Genomic DNA, 17,044 nt, shown 5'->3' on the forward strand with positions numbered 1-17,044 from the left:
CTGTTGCCGGCGGCCCTGTGCGGCGAAACTGCGCTGTGCCCGGCCGGGCGACAGCGGCGAGTCGCCGGCCCGTGCCATTGTCGTCCCGTGTCGTTGCCGCGCGGGCTGCGGCGGCGCGCGGCTGCCCGGGCAGCCGGATTGCAGCGGGCGGGCGTGGCGGGGGGCGGGCGTGCTGAGAACGAGGCGCTTCCACATCATCGCGGTTGCGGTGCTGCTGGGCATTCTGGGGGCGGCGCTGCCGCTCGCGGCCACCGCGTGGATCGCGCGCTATCGGGCGCTTCAGGATGAACTGGGCGATCTGCAGCAGACGGCGCACAACGTGCTGCTGCGCGCGCGCCGGACCGCCGCGCAGGTCGACGACACACTGAAGACGATTGCCGCCAGCCACCTGACGCCCTGTTCTCAGCCCCATATCGAGGAAATGCGCCGGCTGACGGCGGCGGCGATTTCGGTCGAAGAGATCGGCTACTTTCAGGGCGGTTTCCTGAAATGCACCTCGTGGGGGCCGACGCGGGTGATCGTGCCGCGCGAGGCGCCGGCCTATGTGCTGCCCGACGGGCTGGGGGTGACGCTCGACGTGGAGCCGCGCGTGAGTGCCCGCACCACGATGGCCGCCTTCGACCTCGGCGACTACAACGCCCTCGTCGTGCCGGCGCGGTTCGTGGACGTGCTGCTTGACGATGGCATGGCCGTTGCGCTGGCAACCGAGGACGGCCGGGCCTTTGCCACCGTCGATCCGGCCGCGCTTCCGCCGCTGACGCTGCTGCGCGGCGGGAACCGCGAGGGCATGGCGGCCGGCAAGCTGTTCGTGGTGCGGCGTGATGCCGGGCTGATCGTGCTGGTGAGCGAGCCGGCGGCGGAGCTTTCGAATCGCGTCGACCGGCTGCTGCTGCTGCTGTTGCCGGTCGGCGGCTTCATTGCCGTCTTCATCGTGGTGGTGGTGGTGTGGCTGTCGCGAAAGCGGCTTTCGCCGCGTGCCGAGCTGGAAATCGCCGTTCGCAAGGACGAGTTCGTGGTCTGCTATCAGCCGCTGATCGCGCTTGCGTCGGGGCGCTGCGTCGGGGCGGAAGCGCTGGTGCGCTGGCGGCGGCCGGACGGCAGCATGGTGCGGCCGGATCTGTTCATTCCGCTGGCCGAGGAAACCGGCCTCATTCTGCCGATCACCGATCGGGTCATCGGCCACGTCATGCACGATATGCGCGATGTGCTGCGCAGCGATCCGTCGCTGCACATCGCGATCAACATCTGCGCCGACGATATGCGCACGGGCCGGGTGCTGGACGTGCTGGGACCGCAGTTGCGGGCGGCGGGCCTCGGTGCCGGGCAGATCTGGCTGGAGGCGACCGAGCGCGGGTTCATCGACATCCACGAGGCCCGCGCCACGCTGGAACGCGCCCGCGAGGCCGGCTACACCATCGCCATCGACGATTTCGGCACCGGCTATTCCAGCCTGCAATATCTGCACGGGCTGCCGGTGGACGGGCTGAAGATCGACAAGTCGTTCGTCGAGACCATCGACCGGGAGACGGCGACCAGCGCGGTTACCGCGCATATCATCGACATGGCGAAGTCGCTCGGGCTGTTCCTCGTCGCCGAAGGTGTCGAGACGGAGCGGCAGGCCGCCTATCTGCGCGATAACGGCGTTGCGTTCGCGCAGGGCTGGCTGTTTGCCCGGCCGCTGCCGGCGGCCGAATTCAGCGCCTTCGTGCGGGAGACCAACGGCCCGCCCGGTACCGGGAGCGCACCGGCCGGCGCGGCGGGCGCCTGAGGCCGCAAACGCAAAGGCCGGGCGCGGGGCCCGGCCTTTGCCGATCTGCGGCGGTTCGTGGCGGATGGCGGCGCGGCGCTCAGGCGCCCGGCTGCAGGGCGGCGCCGGCGCGGGGCTGCTCCATGCGCAGCGCGGCAGCGCGCACGGCCTCCTGCACTTTTTCGAAGGCGCGCACCTCGATCTGGCGCACCCGCTCGCGGCTGACGCCGAATTCGCCGGAAAGCTCCTCCAGCGTCACCGGCTCGTCGGTCAGCCGGCGGGCCTCGAAGATGCGCCGCTCGCGGTCGTTGAGCACGCCGAGCGCCTGCGAAAGCAGCTTCTTGCGGCTCTCCATCTCTTCGCTTTCGGCCAGCAGTTCCTCCTGATTGGTGGAATCGTCCACCAGCCAGTCCTGCCATTCGCCGGATTCGGAATCGGCCCGGATCGGTGCGTTGAGCGAGGCATCGCCCGAAAGACGGCGGTTCATGGAAACCACGTCTTCCTGGCTGACGCCGAGCTTGCGGGCGATCTGTTCCACCTGCTCGGGGCGCAGGTCGCCGTCGTCGAGCGCCTGAATCTGGCCCTTCACCTTGCGCAGGTTGAAGAACAGCCGCTTCTGGCTGGCGGTGGTGCCCATCTTCACAAGGCTCCACGAGCGCAGGATATATTCCTGAATGGAGGCCTTGATCCACCACATGGCATAGGTGGCCAGCCGGAAGCCCTTGTCAGGATCGAAGCGCTTGACCGCCTGCATCAGCCCGACATTGCCCTCCGAGATCACCTCGCCGATGGGCAGCCCGTAACCGCGATAGCCCATGGCGATCTTGGCCACGAGGCGCAGGTGGCTCGTCACCAGCCGGTGCGCGGCCGCCGGGTCGGCATGCTCCTGATAGCGCTTGGCGAGCATGTATTCTTCCTGCGGTTCCAGCATCGGAAACCGCCGGATCTCATCGAGATAGCGGGACAGACCGCCTTCGCTGGCGGCAATTGCGGGAAGCGACGGCTGGGCCATGGAAAGCGCCCTCCTGATGGTCTTGTGCCGGCCCCCTTCCGGATGAAGCGGGACCGTTCCGGTTCCCCTTCGCACGGGTTCCGGGAGGCTGTGCGGCCCTCCGCGGCCTGTTGCGCGGCAACCTGACGCGAGCATCATCGTCGAAAGGCGATCAAAAGGAAAGCCCTTTCATCGCCTTTTCCCGATGAAGCGGAACCGCACCCCGGGGGACAACGGCGTTCTTTGTCATCATAGAACGCTTTATGTCCAAATGACGGTCGCGGCAGAGCGCCGGCCTGCGGGGGTTGGGCGGGGCTTGCAAGGCGGGGCTTGCGGGATCTGTCCTTATGGGTTTGCCCGCTGCCCGCCGTTCAGTCGCCGATCGCGCGGAAGGCCTCGATCAGGCCGGCCAGATCCTCCGGCGGCTCGCTTTCGAAGCGCATCACCTCGCCGGTCAGCGGATGCTCGAAGGCGATGAGGGCGGCGTGCAGCGCCTGCCGCGGAAAGCTGCGGGCGGCGGACTGGGCCGGCTCCGGCAGGCGGTTCACCTTGGTGCGGAAGCCGGCGCCATAGTCCTCGTCGCCCACCAGCGGATAGCCGATATGGGCCATGTGCACGCGGATCTGATGGGTGCGGCCGGTTTCCAGACGGCATTCCACCAGCGACGCCAGCGAGGTGTCGCCATCGGTGCGGCCATAGCGCTCCAGCACCTCGAAATGGGTGATGGCCTCGCGGCCGCCGGAGCGCACCACGGCCTGTCGCTGGCGGTTCTGCGGCGAGCGGCCGAGCGGGGCGTCGATGGTGCCGCCGCCGGCCCGCGGTCCGCCCCACACGAGGGCGATATAGGCGCGTTCCAGCGCCCCGGTGCGGCCGTGGTCGGCGAACTGGGCGGCGAGCGATTTGTGCGCCCGGTCGCTCTTGGCCACCACCATCAGGCCGCTGGTGTCCTTGTCGAGGCGGTGGACGATGCCCGGCCGCAGCACGCCGCCGATGCCGGAAAGGCTGGCGCCGCAGTGGTGGAGCAGGGCGTTGACCAGCGTGCCGCCGGCATGGCCCGCCGCGGGGTGAACCACGAGGCCGGCCGGCTTGTCGACGACGATGACGGCTTCGTCCTCGTAGACGATGTCGAGGGGAATGTTCTCGGCCGCCGGTTCGGCCGGCTCCGGGGGCGGCAGGGTGAGGACGATCTGCGCGCCTGCGTTGACCCGCCGGCCCGGCTCTCCTATCGTCCGCCCGTCGAGCGTGACCTGCCCGGCCCGGATCAGGGCCTGGATTCGGGCGCGGCTCGGCGCGTCGGCACCCATCGTCTGCGACAGGTGCGCGGCGAGCACGGCATCGATCCGCCCGCGGGCAGCCGCGTCCTCGGGGCTGAAGGCGATGGTCTGGCCGGCTTCGCCGCCGTCGTCCGCGGCCTCCGCGATGTCGTCGTCCCAGTCCTCCAGAGCGCCGTTTTGCGCGGGCCCTTCATTTTCAATGCCGCTCACCAATACCCCCGATCCTGTCGAGACTGCCGAAAAGCCGCTCGATCCGGCCTCCGAACGCCTGCAGCAGCGCCTGACCCGTCTGGTCCGCACGTCCGGCTTCATCATGGCGCTCGGTCTGATCGCCGTTTTCTCGGTGATCCTCTATCGCACAATCGGGGGCGGCGGAAAGACCGTGCGCACCGGCCGCGAGGCGGACATCACCGTTCCGGCGGCGGCCGGCGCGCAGATTCTGTCCTCAAGCCTCGATAACGGCGCGCTGGCGATGGTGGTGGAAGACGGCGCGGGCCGTTCGGTGGTGGTGGTGGACGTTGCCAGCGGCGCGGTGCTGGCGCGCGTGCGCCTCGTCAGCGGGCCGGTGGCGCCGGCCCCCTGAGCCGGTCTTTCAGCGCAGCAGCACGACCCCGGCGATGCCGCCGGCCAGAATGAGCAGCGCCGGGTTGACCTTGCGCACCATCATGACGACGAACACCGCGACGGCGAACAGCACCGTCAGCGTATCGCCGATGGCCGTGCGGCCGACGGCGATGGTGCCGGCGGCCATCAGCCCGACCACGATCGGGGCCATGGCGCGCTGCACGGCGGTGCGCCAGGGCGAGCCCTCGAAGCGGTCCCACACCCGGTTGGTGCCGAGCGCGATGAGGCCGGCCGGGCCGAAGAAGCCGATGAAGGCCAGCGCCGCGCCGGGATAGCCGGCGACGTGATAGCCGATGACGATCACCATCAGCATGTTCGGCCCCGGCGCGAGCTGGCCGAGGGAATAGATGTTGCGGAACTGATCGCTCGTCAGCCAGTGATGGGCGTCGATGGTGAGGGTCTTCATTTCCGGCAGCACCGCCGTGCCGCCGCCGATCGCCAGCACCGACAGCAGCGAGAAGACGCCGAGGATGCTCCAGTTGGTGTCGTTCATGGCGCGCCCTCAGTCCACCGGGTGGTCGTGCGGCCCAGGCACGGGTTCGTTGCGCGGCCGGAACAGGAAGATCGCCACGGGGCCGACGGTCAGCAGCACCCAGACGAGCGAGATGTGCAGGAAGCTGACCATCACCACCGTGACGATCACGATGGAAAGGTCGAGCAGGTGCACCAGCTGCTTGCGCCCGATCTGCAGCGTGATGGCCGCCAGCAGCCCCACGGAAGCCGCGCCGACGCCGGCAAGCGCGGCGGTGATCCACGGGTTGTTGTGGCTGGAGGCATAGGCCACCCCCAGCACCAGAATGAACAGGCCGCCCGGCAGCGTCATGCCGAGAAAGCCGGCCACCGCGCCGGCGACGCCGCGCAGCCGGTCGCCGACGATGATGGCCATGTTGGTGGCGTTCAGCCCCGGCAGCGCCTGCGAGATCGACAGCGCCACCATGAAGCCGTCTTCGTCCAGCCATTTCTTGTTCAGAACCAGACTGTTGCGCAGATAGGCCACGACGCCGCCGCCAAACGAGGTGGCGCCGATGATGAGGAAGGTGACGAAGATCTCCCACAGGCCCGCCCGGACGGCCGCGGGGGTGGGCGTGCCCGGTGGCGGCGCCGCGGCCGCAGGGGGCGGGGGGCTGTCACTCATTGTGCGCCACCACCTGATTGCCGATGCCGTAGACCATCGCGGTCTTGGTGGTGCCGAGCGCGATCCAGTCGGGCGCATTCATCTGCACGGCGCGGAAGAAGTGCTCGGAGCGCTCCTTCGCCTTGCGGTGCAGGTCTTCGATGTGGCTGAACTTGGCCTGAAAGGCGAACTCGCCGATCAGCGACTGTTCGGACGCGCGGTTGCGCCAGATGGCGATGGTGGCCTTGGCGGCGAGCTTGTGGCCGAAGTCGAACTGGCCGACATCGACCTGAATTTCTTCCACGGCCACGTTGTTGACGAGGTTGATTTCCGTATCCGGCGAGGTGTCGATCTCGTTCATCGGCGGAAAAACGTCGGCGATGTGCCTCAGGCCCTGATTGAGAACGATGTTGGGCGAGGTCAGCACGCAGTTGTGCGAATAGAGGCTGCGCATGCCGCCGAGCTGGTCCCGGAGCGGCAGGATTTCTTCCTTGAACTTGATCTCGGCGCGGCCGTTCAGATGCGGCGTCATGTCGATCTGGGCGGCTTTGCCGAGATCGGCGTGGCGATATTTGACCGTCAGTTCGTGGTCGTTGCGCGGCCAGCCGTCCTCGTAGAACGTGCGCTTGCGCAGGATGAAGGCATTCTTATAAAGGTCGTAGCGCGGCGTATCGTAGAACAGCACTTCGCGAACCAGCCGGTGGAAGGCGTTCTTGTTGGTTTCGATGCCGACATCGTTCTTCTTTGCGATATGGCAGACGAGATCCCAGAACGCCTCGAACTGTGTCGAAGCAAAGAACTTCTCCGGGCGCAGCAGGATTTTGTATTCGCGATAGTGCAGGTCGTCCATGGTCGGGTCCCAGGCCTGTTCCCTGTCGCTCGCCGCGCAGGGGGAAAGTGCGATCGGATGGCGGAGCGGGCCGGCTCGTGCGCGAAATCCCCCGTCGCCGCATGAGCCCTTCCTGTCGGCGCTGTCTTTTGCCGCAGCGGTATGCCATCAGGGGCGCATTGCGCCTGACTTGCAAGAGGCTGGAATGTCGGCGAGGCGAACTCGTGGAGGAAAATCGGCTGCGGATGCCCCGCCGCCGCAGGGCGCGGCCCCGGCCGGCGGCCGTGAGCGGGCCGATCTGGCGCTGGTGGCGCGCGGGCTGGCGCCAAGCCGGGCGCGGGCGCAGGATCTGATCCGTCGCGGACTGGTGCGCCTCGACGGCGCGGTCGTGGCGCGGCCCAACGCGCCGGTTGCGCCCGGCGCGGTGCTGACGCTCGACGACGAGGCGCCGGACTGGGTCTCGCGGGGGGCGGAGAAGCTGGTCGCCGCGCTCGATGCCTTCCGGTTCGATCCCGCAGGCCTGCACATCGCCGATCTCGGCGCATCCACGGGCGGGTTCACGGAGGTACTGCTGCGCCGCGGCGCGCGGCGCGTGGTGGCGCTCGATGTCGGCCACGATCAGCTGCACCCGCGTCTGCGGGCCGATGCGCGGGTGATCTGCCGCGAGGGCGTGAACGTCCGCCACCTGACGGCCGGCGACGTGATCGAGCCGCCGCAGGGGCTGGTGGCCGATCTCAGTTTCATCTCGCTGAAGCTGGCGCTGCCGGCGGCCCTTGATCTGGCGGCGCCGGGTGCCTTCGGCGCCTTTCTGGTCAAGCCGCAGTTCGAGGTCGGGCGCGAGGGCATCGGCCGCGGCGGCATCGTGCGCGATGCGGCGCTGGCCGGCGCCGCTCTGGCCGATGTGGCCGGCTGGCTCGATGCCCGGCCGGGCTGGCGGGTGGTGGGGCACACCGTTTCGCCCATCGCCGGCGGCGACGGCAACCGCGAATTCCTGCTCGGCGCCGTGAAGGACCGCCCGGCCTGATCGCGGCCCGCGACGCGGCGGATGCAGCGCTTTGCCGCCGGATGGGTTAAGAAGTGTTCCAGTCCGGCTTCTGGCCGCGCGGCAGGGCCTGCCGGCGCGGGCGGGGCCATGTCTTCTTTCCGGGCGCCCTGCCGCGCCCCGGCCGGCGGTGTCTTTCCGCGCCCCGGCCGCGTTCCGAGTGACTGCCCATGAAGGCCGCCGCCGCCCGTTCCTCCGCCCGTCCCGTTCCCGCGCGCTCCGGCCGCCGCCCGGCCGCGCCGCGTGATGCCGCGCCGCCGTCCGCCGGCGAAGACGGGCCGGCCACCGTCGAGCGGGTGGAAATCGACCGTGTCGGCCATCGCGGCGACGGCATAGCGGAGACCGGCAGCGGCCCGGTCTATGTGCCCGGCACCCTGCCGGGCGAGGTGGTGGATGTCGTGCGGCACGGCGAGCGCGGGCAGCTTGCCGGCCTGATCGTGCCGTCGGCCGACCGCATCACCCCGCCATGCGCGCATTTCGGCCGCTGCGGCGGCTGCGCGTTGCAGCACTGGGCGCAGTCGCCCTATCGCGCCTTCAAGCGCGAACAGCTCGTTGCCGCACTGGCCGACCGCGGGCTGAGCCCGCCCGTGGCGCCGGCCATTGCCTGCGGCCCCGGCATGCGGCGGCGGGTGGTGCTGAGCGCGGCGCGGGTCGACGGGGCAATGCGCCTCGGTTTTCACGCCCGCGCCAGCCACGACATTCTCGATATCGAGGAATGCCCGGTTGCGGTGCCGGCCATCGTGGCCGGGCTGCCGGTGCTGAAGCGCCTTGCCGGCCTGCTGATCGGCAAGCGCGATCCGGTGCGCCTGACCGTGACGGCCTCGGCCGGCGGGCTGGATGTGGCCGCCGTTTCCACCCGGCCGGTCGATGCGCGGTTGCGCGAGCGGCTGGTGGGCGAGGTGCTGGCGCTCGGCCTCGCCCGGCTCGCTGTCGGCGGCGAGGTGATCCTCGCCCCGCGCGAGGCGGTGGTGGATATCGACGGGGTCGGCGTGCTGCCGCCGCCGGGCGGCTTTCTGCAGGCCGGCGTGACAGCCGAGAAGGCAATGGCGGCGGTGGTGGCCGAGGGCGTGGGCGATGCCCGGCGGGTGCTGGATCTCTTCGCCGGCATCGGCACCTTCTCGCTGCGGCTGGCGCGCACCGCCTCCGTCCACGCCATCGACGGCGAACGCGGCGCCATCGAGGCGCTGGAGGCCGCGCGGCGCCGGGCCGGCGACCGCAATCCGGTGACGGCTGAGGTGCGCGATCTGTTCCGCCGGCCGATGCAGGTGAAGGAATTCGCCCGTTACGACGCGGTGGTTGTGGACCCGCCCTTTGCCGGCGCCCGGGCGCAGGCGGAGGTGCTGGCCGGGGTGAAGGATGTGCCCCGTCTGGTGATGGTCTCGTGCAATCCGGCCACGCTGGCGCGCGACCTGGCCGTTCTCGTCGCCGGCGGCTGGGAGGTGGAAAAAGTGGTGCCCGTGGATCAGTTCCTGTGGTCGCCCCATGTGGAAGCGGTTGCCGTGCTCCGGCGGGCGTGAGGCGACGGCCTGCCAGATCAGAAATAGAATAATTTCAATCTGTAAGGCCTTTTCTGCCGGCTGAAATCCGGAAATCTTTTAAAGTTCGGCCGGACGGACCCTTCGTCATTGACAGGGCGGGGTTGCAGGGTGCTTTGTGCATTCGCAAACCAGTCGCAGTCTCGCCTTCGCGCTATGCTGCGACCGGGCCGGTGCAGGCTCTGGCCGGCCGGCGGCGATGGGGAGTGGAACGACCATGGATTGCGCGGGCGGGCCGGTGGCTGCGTTGGTGCGAAGGGCGGCGGGCGCAGTGCGCGGCGCCTGTGCTGCTGCTGCCGTTGTTGCCTCTGCTGCCGGGCTGGTCGCGGTGCTGGCCCCGGTGGCGCCGGCGCTGGCGGGCGGCGAGGTCAATATCTACAGCTACCGCCAGCCGGACCTGATTCAGCCGCTGCTCGACCGTTTCACAAAGGAAACCGGTATCCGCGCCAACGTGGTGACGGCCTCCGCCGGCCTTGAGGAGCGCATTGCCGCAGAGGGCGAGTTCTCGCCCGCCGACATTCTGCTGTCGGTCGATGTCGGCCGGCTGGAGAATGCCAAGGCGCTCGGCATCACCCAGCCGATCGAATCGAAGGTGGTGGAACAGAACATTCCCGCCATCTACCGCGACCCGGACCATGGCTGGGTCGGCCTCACCATGCGCGGCCGCGTGTTCTATGCCTCGCGCGAGCGGGTGAAGGAAGAAAAGCTCTCCTACGAGGATCTGATCCGGCCGGAATGGAAGGGGCGCCTCTGCACCCGCTCCGGCCAGCATGTCTACAATATCGGCCTGTTCGCCAACCTCATCGCCAACGACGGCGTCGGGGAAGCCACGAAGATCGTCGAGGGCATCCGCGACAATCTGGCGATGAAGCCCTCCGGCGACGACCGGGCGCAGGCGAAGGCCATCTGGGCCGGCGAATGCGATCTGGCGCTCGGCAACACCTATTATGTCGGCCTGATGGAAACCGACACCCGCGAGCCGGAACAGCAGGAATGGGCGAAGGCGATGCGCGTCATCTTCCCCAACAGCGATGGCCGCGGCACCGAGGTGAACATCTCCGGCGTGGTGCTGGCGAAGAACGCGCCCAACAAGGCCAATGCTCTGAAGCTCATCGAATTTCTGACCTCCGACGAGGCGCAGGAAATCTATGCCGATGTCAATTTTGAATATCCGGTCAAGCCGGGCCTGAAGCCGAACAAGGTCATTCAGGATCTGGGGACCATGAAGCCGGACCCGCTGCCGATGTGGGAACTGGCGAAATATCGCAAGCAGGCAAGCGAAATCGTCGACAAGGTCGATTTCGACGGCGGCCCGCAGAACTGAACACGCTTAAGGGCGGCAATTGCCGCGCCGGCCGGCCGGCGGCCGGGTTTCGCGCCGACAGGACGGCTGCCGTTTCCGGCAGCCGGGGGCGGAGCCTTGTCCGGGGACCGGTCACAAACGGGGATGTGACGAGGGATGAAGACGATGCGTCGTGCGAAGATGGGGCTGGCCGGGGTGGCCTTGTGGGTGATGACGGCGGCCGGGGCGGCCCATGCCGCCGATGCGCCGGCGCCGCAGGCGGTGGTGGATCACTACGCCGATGTGGCGGCGGCGATGTATGCCGACAGCCTTTCCACCGCCCGGGCGCTGAAGGGCGCCATCGACGCTTTCCTCGCCAGCCCCGATGACCAGACGCTGGCTGCCGCCCGCGCGGCGTGGAAGGCGGCCCGCGTGCCCTATCAGCAGAGCGAAGGCCTGCGCTTCGGCAATGCCTATGTCGATGACTGGGAAGGCAAGGTGAACGCCTGGCCGCTCGACGAGGGCCTCATCGACTATGTCGACAAGAACAGCTACGGCGAGGAATCCGACGAGAACCCGCTCTATACGGCCAACGTCATCGCCAGCACGCAGATCCGGATCGGCAACGAAGTCATCGACGTGACCACCATCACGCCGGAACTGCTGGCCGACAAGCTGCAGGAAGCGCAGGACGTCGAGGCCAACGTCGCCACCGGCTATCACGCCATCGAGTTCCTGCTGTGGGGGCAGGATCTGAACGGCACCGGCCCCGGCGCCGGCAACCGGCCGGCCACCGACTATTCGCTGGAAAGCTGCAGCAACGGCCATTGCGACCGTCGCCGCGCCTTTCTGACGGCGGCAACCGACCTGCTCATCTCCGACCTGAACGACATGGCGGAGGCGTGGAAGGCCGGCGGCGAGGCGCGCAAGGAACTGCTGGCCAAGGGGCCTGAAGGCGGCCTTTCCACCATTCTCACCGGTCTGGGGTCGCTGTCCTACGGCGAGCTTGCCGGCGAGCGCACCAAGCTGGGCCTGCTGCTGCACGACCCGGAGGAGGAGCACGACTGCTTCTCCGACAACACCCACAACTCGCACTATTATGACGAAGTGGGCATGAAGGCGCTCTACACCGGCACCTATGTGCGCGCCGACGGCACCACGCTGGCCGGCCCGGGCCTGCAGGCCTATGCCGCGGCCAAAGTGCCGGAGGCGGCGGCCCGCCTCGATGCCGCCTTTGCCAACACCATGGCGAAGATGCAGGTGATGAAGGACCGTGCCGACAGCGGCAAGGAAGCCTACGACCAGATGATCGGCCCCAACAATCCGGAGGGGAACAAGATCATCGACGACGTGGTGACGGCGCTGGTCGACCAGACCAAGGCCATCGAGGGCGTGGTTTCCGGCCTCGGTCTGAAGATCGAGGTGGAAGGTTCCGACTCGCTCGACAATCCGTCCGCGGTCGGCGGCAACTGAGACCGCGCAGGCGGCGCATGAGCGGTACATGTTCGGGCGGGGGCCGGCTGCGGCCTCCGCCCGGCTGCCTTTGAAGGGGCCTGCGCAAGGCGTGCAGGTGCAATCGGATGCTCACACGGCGTGGTTTTTCACAGGCGTTCGGCGCGGTGGCGATCGGCGCGGCGGCGGGCGGCCTCGGCGCGGCGCTGATGCCCGCCGGCCGCGCCTGGTCGGCGACGCAACTGCCGCCGCGTGCTGTCGCCGGCGGCGGGCGCGAGGTGGCCGTCACGCTGCAGGCCGCCCCCTTTCGCGGCACGCTGCCGGCATTTTCCGGCACCGCGGCCGATCTCTGGTCGTTCGATGCGGCGCAGCCGTTTCCGCCGGTCATCCGGGTGCGGATCGGCGACACGCTGGCGGTGACGGTGCGCAACCGCATTCCCGCCGGGCAGGAGGAAATGACCGTTCACTGGCACGGCATCCGTCTGCCGAACGATCAGGACGGCGTTCCCTATCTGACGCAGGCGCCGATCCCGCCGGACGGCGAGGGGCATTATCGCTTCACGCCGCCGGATACCGGAACCTACTGGTTCCACACCCACTGCAACACGGTGGAATCCATCGGTCGCGGCCTGATCGGCATTCTCGTGGTGGAGGGCGACGAAACCCGGCCCTATGACGGCGATCATGTGCTGGCGCTCAAGGACTGGCGCATCGGGCCGGATGGCTTTCTGCCGTTCATGACCGATGCCGGTGCCGCGCGCGGCGGCACTTTCGGCACCGTGCGTGCGGTCAACGGCGTGACCCGGCCGGTCATTCCGGTGGCGGCCGGCGGCGATGTGCGCCTGCGCCTTGCCAATGTCGATGCCACGCGGGTGCCCGACATCGGCATCGTGGGGGCGGAAGCCGCCATCATCGCCATCGACGGGGCCGGCATTCCGCCGGTGCCGCTGACGCACTGGCGCATGGGGCCGGGCATGCGGCTCGATCTGGTGGTGCGGGCGCCGAAGCCGGGGGCACAGGCCCGGCTGGTCGATTATTTCGCCCCCGAGCCGGTGGAACTCGCCGTGCTTGCCGGCCACGGCGAAATGCTGGAGCGCGGTCCGTTCGACCCCGCGCCGCTGACGAAGCCGGTCATCCCGGAGCCGGATCTGGCCGGCGCGGTGTTCATGCCGGTCGCCATTTCGGCGACCGCATCCGGGCGGGCGGCGGCCGAGATCGCCGGGGCTGCGGAAGCCGGCGGGCCGGTCTCGCCCCTGTGTCTGTCCCAGCGCACGTTCTGGGCCATCGACCGCCAGCCCTGGCCGAACCGCGGTCATCAGGTGCTGCCGCCGCCGCTGGCGCAGCTCGACCGCGGGCGCACCTATCTGTTCGAACTGCGCAACGGCACGCCGCATGTGCATCCGATGCACATTCACGGCCACACCTTCCGCGTCGTCAGCTCCAGCACCGGTGCGGTGCTGCCGCACTTTGCCGACACCGTGCTGGTGGCGCCCAAGGAGCGGCTGCAGGTTGCCTTCGTGGCCGACAATCCGGGAAAATGGATGTTCCACTGTCACATCATCGAGCATCAGGAAACCGGCATGATGGGCTACATGACGGTTGCGTGAGGTGATGATGGCAGAGAGCCGGGCCCTTCTTTCCCTTCTTGCCGGGCCGCTGGCGCTGGCGGCCGCGCTGGTGCTGCTGCCGCTGCGGCCGGCCGTGGCGGACGATCTTTCGTTTGCCCTCGGACATGCGGTGTTCGAACGCTTCTGGGTGGCCGGCGGCGCCTCCACGCAGTCGGCCGACGGGCTCGGCCCGCTTTATAACGCCCGCTCCTGCGCCGGCTGCCATGCCGGGGCCGGGCCCTCGCGGGTGACGCGCGCGGCCGACGGCACGCTTTCCGGCCCGGGGCTGCTGGTGCGGCTTGGCACCGATACGGGCGATATCGACCCGGTCTATGGCCGCCAGATCCAGCCGCGCGCCGTGCCCGGAGTGCCGGCGGAGGCCGCGGTGGTGCTGTCTGAGGAACCGGTGCGGCCGGGCGAGCCGGGGCCGCGCGTGGGTCTGCGGCTTGAGGGGCTGGCCTATGGCGCCCTTGCCCCGCAGACCGGGGCGGGCGTGCGCATCGGGCCGGAACTGGCCGGCCGCGCCGCGCTGGGGCGCATCGACGAGGCCGCCATTCTCGCTCTTGCCGACCCCGACGATGCCGATGGCGACGGCATCTCCGGCCGGCCGAACCGCATCGTGATGCCCGATGGCAGCCGGCAGACCGGCCGCTATGGCTGGCGGGCGGCGCACCCGACGCTGGCCGATCAGGTGGCAAGTGCCTTTGCCGACGACATGGGCCTGTCCTCGCGTCTCCGGCCGCGGCCGTGGGGCGACTGCACGCCGGCGCAGACCGCCTGCCGCGCCGCGCGCCACGGCGACCGCGATGCCATAAGCGAGACCGAGGTTTCCGACGAAATGTTCGCGCTGGTGCTCGCCTATCTCGACGGTCTCGACAGTCCGTCGCATGAGGCAAAGCCGCGGCGGGCGGCGGCCGCCGGCCGGGCGGAACCGGCGCCGGCACCCGGGCCGGCGGGCGATGGCCGTGCCGGTGCGGCGCGCGGGCCGGCCCTGTTTGCGGCAACCGGCTGCGCGGCCTGCCACGTTCCTGCCCTGCCGGCGCGTGACGGCGGGATGGTCAACGCCTTCTCCGACCTGCTATTGCATGACATGGGGGCGGGGCTGGCCGACCCGGCTGTGCAGGGCGAGGCAACGGCGCGGGAGTGGCGCACGGCGCCGCTGATCGGGCTTGCGTCGGGGAAGCCGGGCACGCGCCGTTATCTGCACGATGGCCGGGCGGACAGCCTGCAGACAGCCATCGGCTGGCACGATGGCGAGGCGGCTGCCGCGCGCAGGGCGTTCGGCGCGCTCTCGCCCGGCGACCGGGCGGCGCTGCTGGCCTATCTCGGAGAGCTTTGATGCGCGTTGCGAGCCTGACGAAAATCCCGGTCCCCGGTGCAGTTCCGCTGCTCGGTGCTCTCGGCCTTCTGGCGAGCCTGTCTGCCGCCGGCGCGCAGCAGGCGGCCGCCCCGGCAGCGGCGCCCGCGGCCGCAGCGTCCCCGGCCGCAACGGCCGCCGCCCCGCCGGCCGACCCGGCCATGATCGCCCATCAGCGCACCCTCGTCGCGCTGGCGGTGGAACGCTACATCCGCCCCGCCTACGCCAGCGTGGCCGATGCGGCCAACAGCCTGCGCACGGCGACCGTGCGCTATTGCGCCCAGCCGAGCCCGGTCAACACCGATGCGCTGCGCGGCGCCTTTGGCGACATGCTGTCGGCGTGGGGACGGGTGGATTTCCTGCGCTTCGGCCCGGCAACCGTCGACCACCGGCTGGAGCGGGTGTCGTTCTGGCCGGACCCGCGCAATTTCGTTGAAAAGCAGCTGCGCCAGCTTCTGAACGGCGACCAGCTCGCCGGCATCGACCTGCCCCGCCTCAAAGGGCAGAGCGCGGCGGTGCAGGGGCTGCCGGCCTTCGAGCGGCTGTTGCTGACCGCGCCGAAGGAGGGCGGCGTGGTGCCGGACGTGAAGGCGCCGGACTTCGCCAACCGCTGTCAGCTGGCCACGCTGATCGCCACCAACGTGACCGACATCTCGGCCGCGCTGCGCGACGACTGGGCGCGCCCCGACGGCTATGCCCGCCTGCTGCTGAAGCCCGGCCCGGACAACCCGGTCTACCGCTCGGAGGCGCAGGCCGCCGACGAGATTCTGAAGGCGCTGATCACCGGCATCGAACAGGTGCGCGATCTCGCCCTCGGTCCGGCGCTGGGCACCTCGCCGGACACGGCAAAGCCGATGCGCTTTCCCTTCGTGCGCAGCGGCAACACGCTGGTGCTGGTGCGCGCCAACATCGCCGGCCTCGCCCAGCTGATCGAGGCCAGCGGCATTGCCGACGGGCTGCCGCCGGCGCAGTCGTGGCTGCGCGCCTCGCTGCTGTTCGAACTCGGCAACATCAACCGCGTGCTGGGCACGATTTCCGATCCGCCGGCCACCATGGCGGGCGATGCCCGGGATCGCGCCAAAATCACTTATGCCCGCATCTCGCTGGCCAGCGTGCGCGACACGCTGGTCGGGCCGCTGGCTTCTGCGGTGGGCCTCAATGTCGGCTTCAACGCGCTCGACGGCGACTGAGCGGCACGCAGGGAGAGGGCGCGGCGACAGAGGACGGCTTTTCTCGCCGCACACCCGTCTGCCGGCTGGTCTGGAGCGGTCTTTCGTGGTTCCCTGAAGGGCGGATGCCGCGGTGCCCTGACTGCGGCATTCCATTTGAGTACCGGACTACATTTCAGACACGACTTTATTCTGGCGGAGACCACCGACAGTCCGCCGCAACGCAATTGGAAAGCGCCATGCAGCCGGCAAGCCAACAAGCGATTCCCAAGATTATTCACACCTGCTGGTTCGGCGGCGGGAAGAAGTCTCCCAAAATGATCGCTTTTGAGGAGCAGAGGAAAAAGGTGCTCTCCGATTATGAGCACCTCGAATCTACGGAGAATAATTTCGATCTGTCTCGATTTCCGTTCATCGAGAAGTGCTACAAGGAAAAGAAATATGCCCACGTATCCGATATGGTTCGGGTCATCAGGCTTTTCGAGACCGGCGGGATTTATCTGGATACGGACGTTCAGGTCCTGAAGTCGTTTACGCCGCTGCTGGGCGACCAGATGTTCATGGGCTACATGTGGGCCTGCAATCTGGGCACTGCGGTCATCGGCGCTCGCCCGGGCCATCCGATCATCGGGGCGATCAGGGCGCACTACACCGACCGTCCGGATGTCATTTCCACAGATGTGCCCAATAACGATCTTTTCACACGTTATTTCATCGACAATGTCGAAGGCTTCAGGCTGAACGGTCAGCCATGGCGCGGGAAGGACGTGGCGATTTACAGTAATACGACCTTTGAGCATCCGTCATTTTTGAATCATGAAAATTATACAATCCATTATTTCAGTGCTAGCTGGAAAAATGAGAGCCGGAAGAAGCGGATTGTGAAAGATATTATTACCACTCCGCCGCTTGGTCTCTATCTCTATCGGAAGTATATCTGCAAGAAATCAATCGGTCTGTCGCCGTTCGTCGGAGAATACCGGAAGGCGACGGGAAACTGAGACTGCCGGCGGGCCGGTTG

Annotated in this window: 15 protein-coding genes; 10 read left to right on the forward strand and 5 right to left on the reverse strand. The window is 68.7% G+C overall.

Annotation, left to right across the window (positions count from 1 at the left end):
* The first annotated feature begins 169 nt into the window (after window positions 1-169).
* Window positions 170-1,768, forward strand: a complete 1,599-nt coding sequence (locus V7067_RS02010; RefSeq protein ID WP_334174196.1) for an EAL domain-containing protein — start codon at window positions 170-172, stop codon at window positions 1,766-1,768.
* Window positions 1,769-1,847: 79 nt separating this feature from the next.
* On the opposite strand, the gene rpoH is transcribed toward V7067_RS02010, so the two are convergent.
* Together rpoH and V7067_RS02020 are read right to left on the reverse strand one after the other, a co-directional pair.
* Entirely contained in the window at window positions 1,848-2,759 is a 912-nt protein-coding gene (rpoH, locus tag V7067_RS02015) for an RNA polymerase sigma factor RpoH (RefSeq protein ID WP_334174197.1), read from the reverse strand.
* Between the two features lie 350 nt (window positions 2,760-3,109).
* Window positions 3,110-4,117 carry an RluA family pseudouridine synthase gene (locus tag V7067_RS02020; RefSeq protein ID WP_334174220.1) on the reverse strand — a complete coding sequence of 336 codons (1,008 nt, stop codon included), beginning with the start codon at window positions 4,115-4,117 and terminating at the stop codon, window positions 3,110-3,112.
* A 94-nt stretch (window positions 4,118-4,211) separates the two neighbouring features.
* On the opposite strand from V7067_RS02020, the gene V7067_RS02025 reads away from it, so the two are divergent.
* The gene (locus V7067_RS02025) at window positions 4,212-4,595 is read left to right on the forward strand and encodes a hypothetical protein (RefSeq protein ID WP_334174198.1); all 384 of its coding nucleotides are present in this window, start codon (window positions 4,212-4,214) and stop codon (window positions 4,593-4,595) included.
* Window positions 4,596-4,604: 9 nt separating this feature from the next.
* On the opposite strand, the gene V7067_RS02030 is transcribed toward V7067_RS02025, so the two are convergent.
* The 3 genes from V7067_RS02030 to V7067_RS02040 are packed head-to-tail and all read right to left on the reverse strand — an operon-like array spanning window position 4,605 to window position 6,600.
* On the reverse strand, window positions 4,605-5,129 hold the full coding sequence (locus V7067_RS02030) for a chromate transporter (RefSeq protein WP_334174199.1): 525 nt from the start codon (window positions 5,127-5,129) through the stop codon (window positions 4,605-4,607).
* A 9-nt stretch (window positions 5,130-5,138) separates the two neighbouring features.
* The gene (locus V7067_RS02035) at window positions 5,139-5,771 is read right to left on the reverse strand and encodes a chromate transporter (RefSeq protein WP_334174200.1); all 633 of its coding nucleotides are present in this window, start codon (window positions 5,769-5,771) and stop codon (window positions 5,139-5,141) included.
* Window positions 5,764-6,600 carry a hypothetical protein gene (locus V7067_RS02040; RefSeq protein WP_334174201.1) on the reverse strand — a complete coding sequence of 279 codons (837 nt, stop codon included), beginning with the start codon at window positions 6,598-6,600 and terminating at the stop codon, window positions 5,764-5,766. The genes V7067_RS02035 and V7067_RS02040 overlap by 8 nt, the downstream gene beginning before the upstream one ends.
* Window positions 6,601-6,784: 184 nt before the next feature.
* Here V7067_RS02040 and V7067_RS02045 point away from each other — a divergent pair, with 184 nt between their 5' ends.
* The 8 genes from V7067_RS02045 to V7067_RS02080 all read left to right on the forward strand — a co-directional run bounded on the left by V7067_RS02045 (window position 6,785) and on the right by V7067_RS02080 (window position 17,024).
* Window positions 6,785-7,603: a TlyA family RNA methyltransferase gene (locus V7067_RS02045; protein ID WP_334174202.1), complete on the forward strand. Its 819-nt coding sequence runs from the start codon at window positions 6,785-6,787 to the stop codon at window positions 7,601-7,603.
* 188 nt (window positions 7,604-7,791) lie between these two features.
* Complete coding sequence (locus tag V7067_RS02050) at window positions 7,792-9,138, forward strand: class I SAM-dependent RNA methyltransferase (RefSeq protein ID WP_334174203.1); 1,347 nt, start codon at window positions 7,792-7,794, stop codon at window positions 9,136-9,138.
* A gap of 337 nt (window positions 9,139-9,475) precedes the next feature.
* Window positions 9,476-10,480 (forward strand): Fe(3+) ABC transporter substrate-binding protein, encoded by a 1,005-nt coding sequence (locus tag V7067_RS02055; protein WP_334174221.1) that lies wholly within the window; start codon window positions 9,476-9,478, stop codon window positions 10,478-10,480.
* A 144-nt stretch (window positions 10,481-10,624) separates the two neighbouring features.
* Window positions 10,625-11,911, forward strand: coding sequence for an imelysin family protein (locus V7067_RS02060; RefSeq protein ID WP_334174204.1), 1,287 nt, complete (start codon window positions 10,625-10,627; stop codon window positions 11,909-11,911).
* Window positions 11,912-12,018: 107 nt separating this feature from the next.
* Entirely contained in the window at window positions 12,019-13,497 is a 1,479-nt protein-coding gene (locus V7067_RS02065) for a multicopper oxidase family protein (RefSeq protein WP_334174205.1), read from the forward strand.
* Window positions 13,498-13,504: 7 nt separating this feature from the next.
* Entirely contained in the window at window positions 13,505-14,836 is a 1,332-nt protein-coding gene (locus tag V7067_RS02070; protein ID WP_334174206.1) for a di-heme oxidoredictase family protein, read from the forward strand.
* The gene (locus V7067_RS02075; RefSeq protein WP_334174207.1) at window positions 14,836-16,044 is read left to right on the forward strand and encodes an imelysin family protein; all 1,209 of its coding nucleotides are present in this window, start codon (window positions 14,836-14,838) and stop codon (window positions 16,042-16,044) included. Before V7067_RS02070 ends, V7067_RS02075 begins: the two co-directional genes overlap by 1 nt.
* A 218-nt stretch (window positions 16,045-16,262) precedes the next feature.
* Window positions 16,263-17,024 carry a glycosyltransferase gene (locus V7067_RS02080; protein ID WP_334174208.1) on the forward strand — a complete coding sequence of 254 codons (762 nt, stop codon included), beginning with the start codon at window positions 16,263-16,265 and terminating at the stop codon, window positions 17,022-17,024.
* Window positions 17,025-17,044: the final 20 nt, after the last annotated feature.

Source organism: Pseudoxanthobacter sp., from assembly GCF_036822375.1.
In the GTDB taxonomy this organism is placed as follows: Bacteria; Pseudomonadota; Alphaproteobacteria; order Rhizobiales; family Segnochrobactraceae; genus Pseudoxanthobacter.

Excerpts from the sequence above, each read along its gene's own strand:
- rpoH (WP_334174197.1), bottom strand. The coding sequence starts at position 2,759 with ATGGCCCAGCCGTCGCTTCCCGCAATTGCCGCCAGCGAAGGCGGTCTG.
- V7067_RS02025 (WP_334174198.1), top strand. The coding sequence starts at position 4,212 with ATGCCGCTCACCAATACCCCCGATCCTGTCGAGACTGCCGAAAAGCCG.
- V7067_RS02030 (WP_334174199.1), bottom strand. The coding sequence starts at position 5,129 with ATGAACGACACCAACTGGAGCATCCTCGGCGTCTTCTCGCTGCTGTCG.
- V7067_RS02035 (WP_334174200.1), bottom strand. The coding sequence starts at position 5,771 with ATGAGTGACAGCCCCCCGCCCCCTGCGGCCGCGGCGCCGCCACCGGGC.
- V7067_RS02040 (WP_334174201.1), bottom strand. The coding sequence starts at position 6,600 with ATGGACGACCTGCACTATCGCGAATACAAAATCCTGCTGCGCCCGGAG.
- V7067_RS02045 (WP_334174202.1), top strand. The coding sequence starts at position 6,785 with ATGTCGGCGAGGCGAACTCGTGGAGGAAAATCGGCTGCGGATGCCCCG.
- V7067_RS02050 (WP_334174203.1), top strand. The coding sequence starts at position 7,792 with ATGAAGGCCGCCGCCGCCCGTTCCTCCGCCCGTCCCGTTCCCGCGCGC.
- V7067_RS02060 (WP_334174204.1), top strand. The coding sequence starts at position 10,625 with ATGCGTCGTGCGAAGATGGGGCTGGCCGGGGTGGCCTTGTGGGTGATG.
- V7067_RS02065 (WP_334174205.1), top strand. The coding sequence starts at position 12,019 with ATGCTCACACGGCGTGGTTTTTCACAGGCGTTCGGCGCGGTGGCGATC.
- V7067_RS02070 (WP_334174206.1), top strand. The coding sequence starts at position 13,505 with ATGGCAGAGAGCCGGGCCCTTCTTTCCCTTCTTGCCGGGCCGCTGGCG.
- V7067_RS02075 (WP_334174207.1), top strand. The coding sequence starts at position 14,836 with ATGCGCGTTGCGAGCCTGACGAAAATCCCGGTCCCCGGTGCAGTTCCG.
- V7067_RS02080 (WP_334174208.1), top strand. The coding sequence starts at position 16,263 with ATGCAGCCGGCAAGCCAACAAGCGATTCCCAAGATTATTCACACCTGC.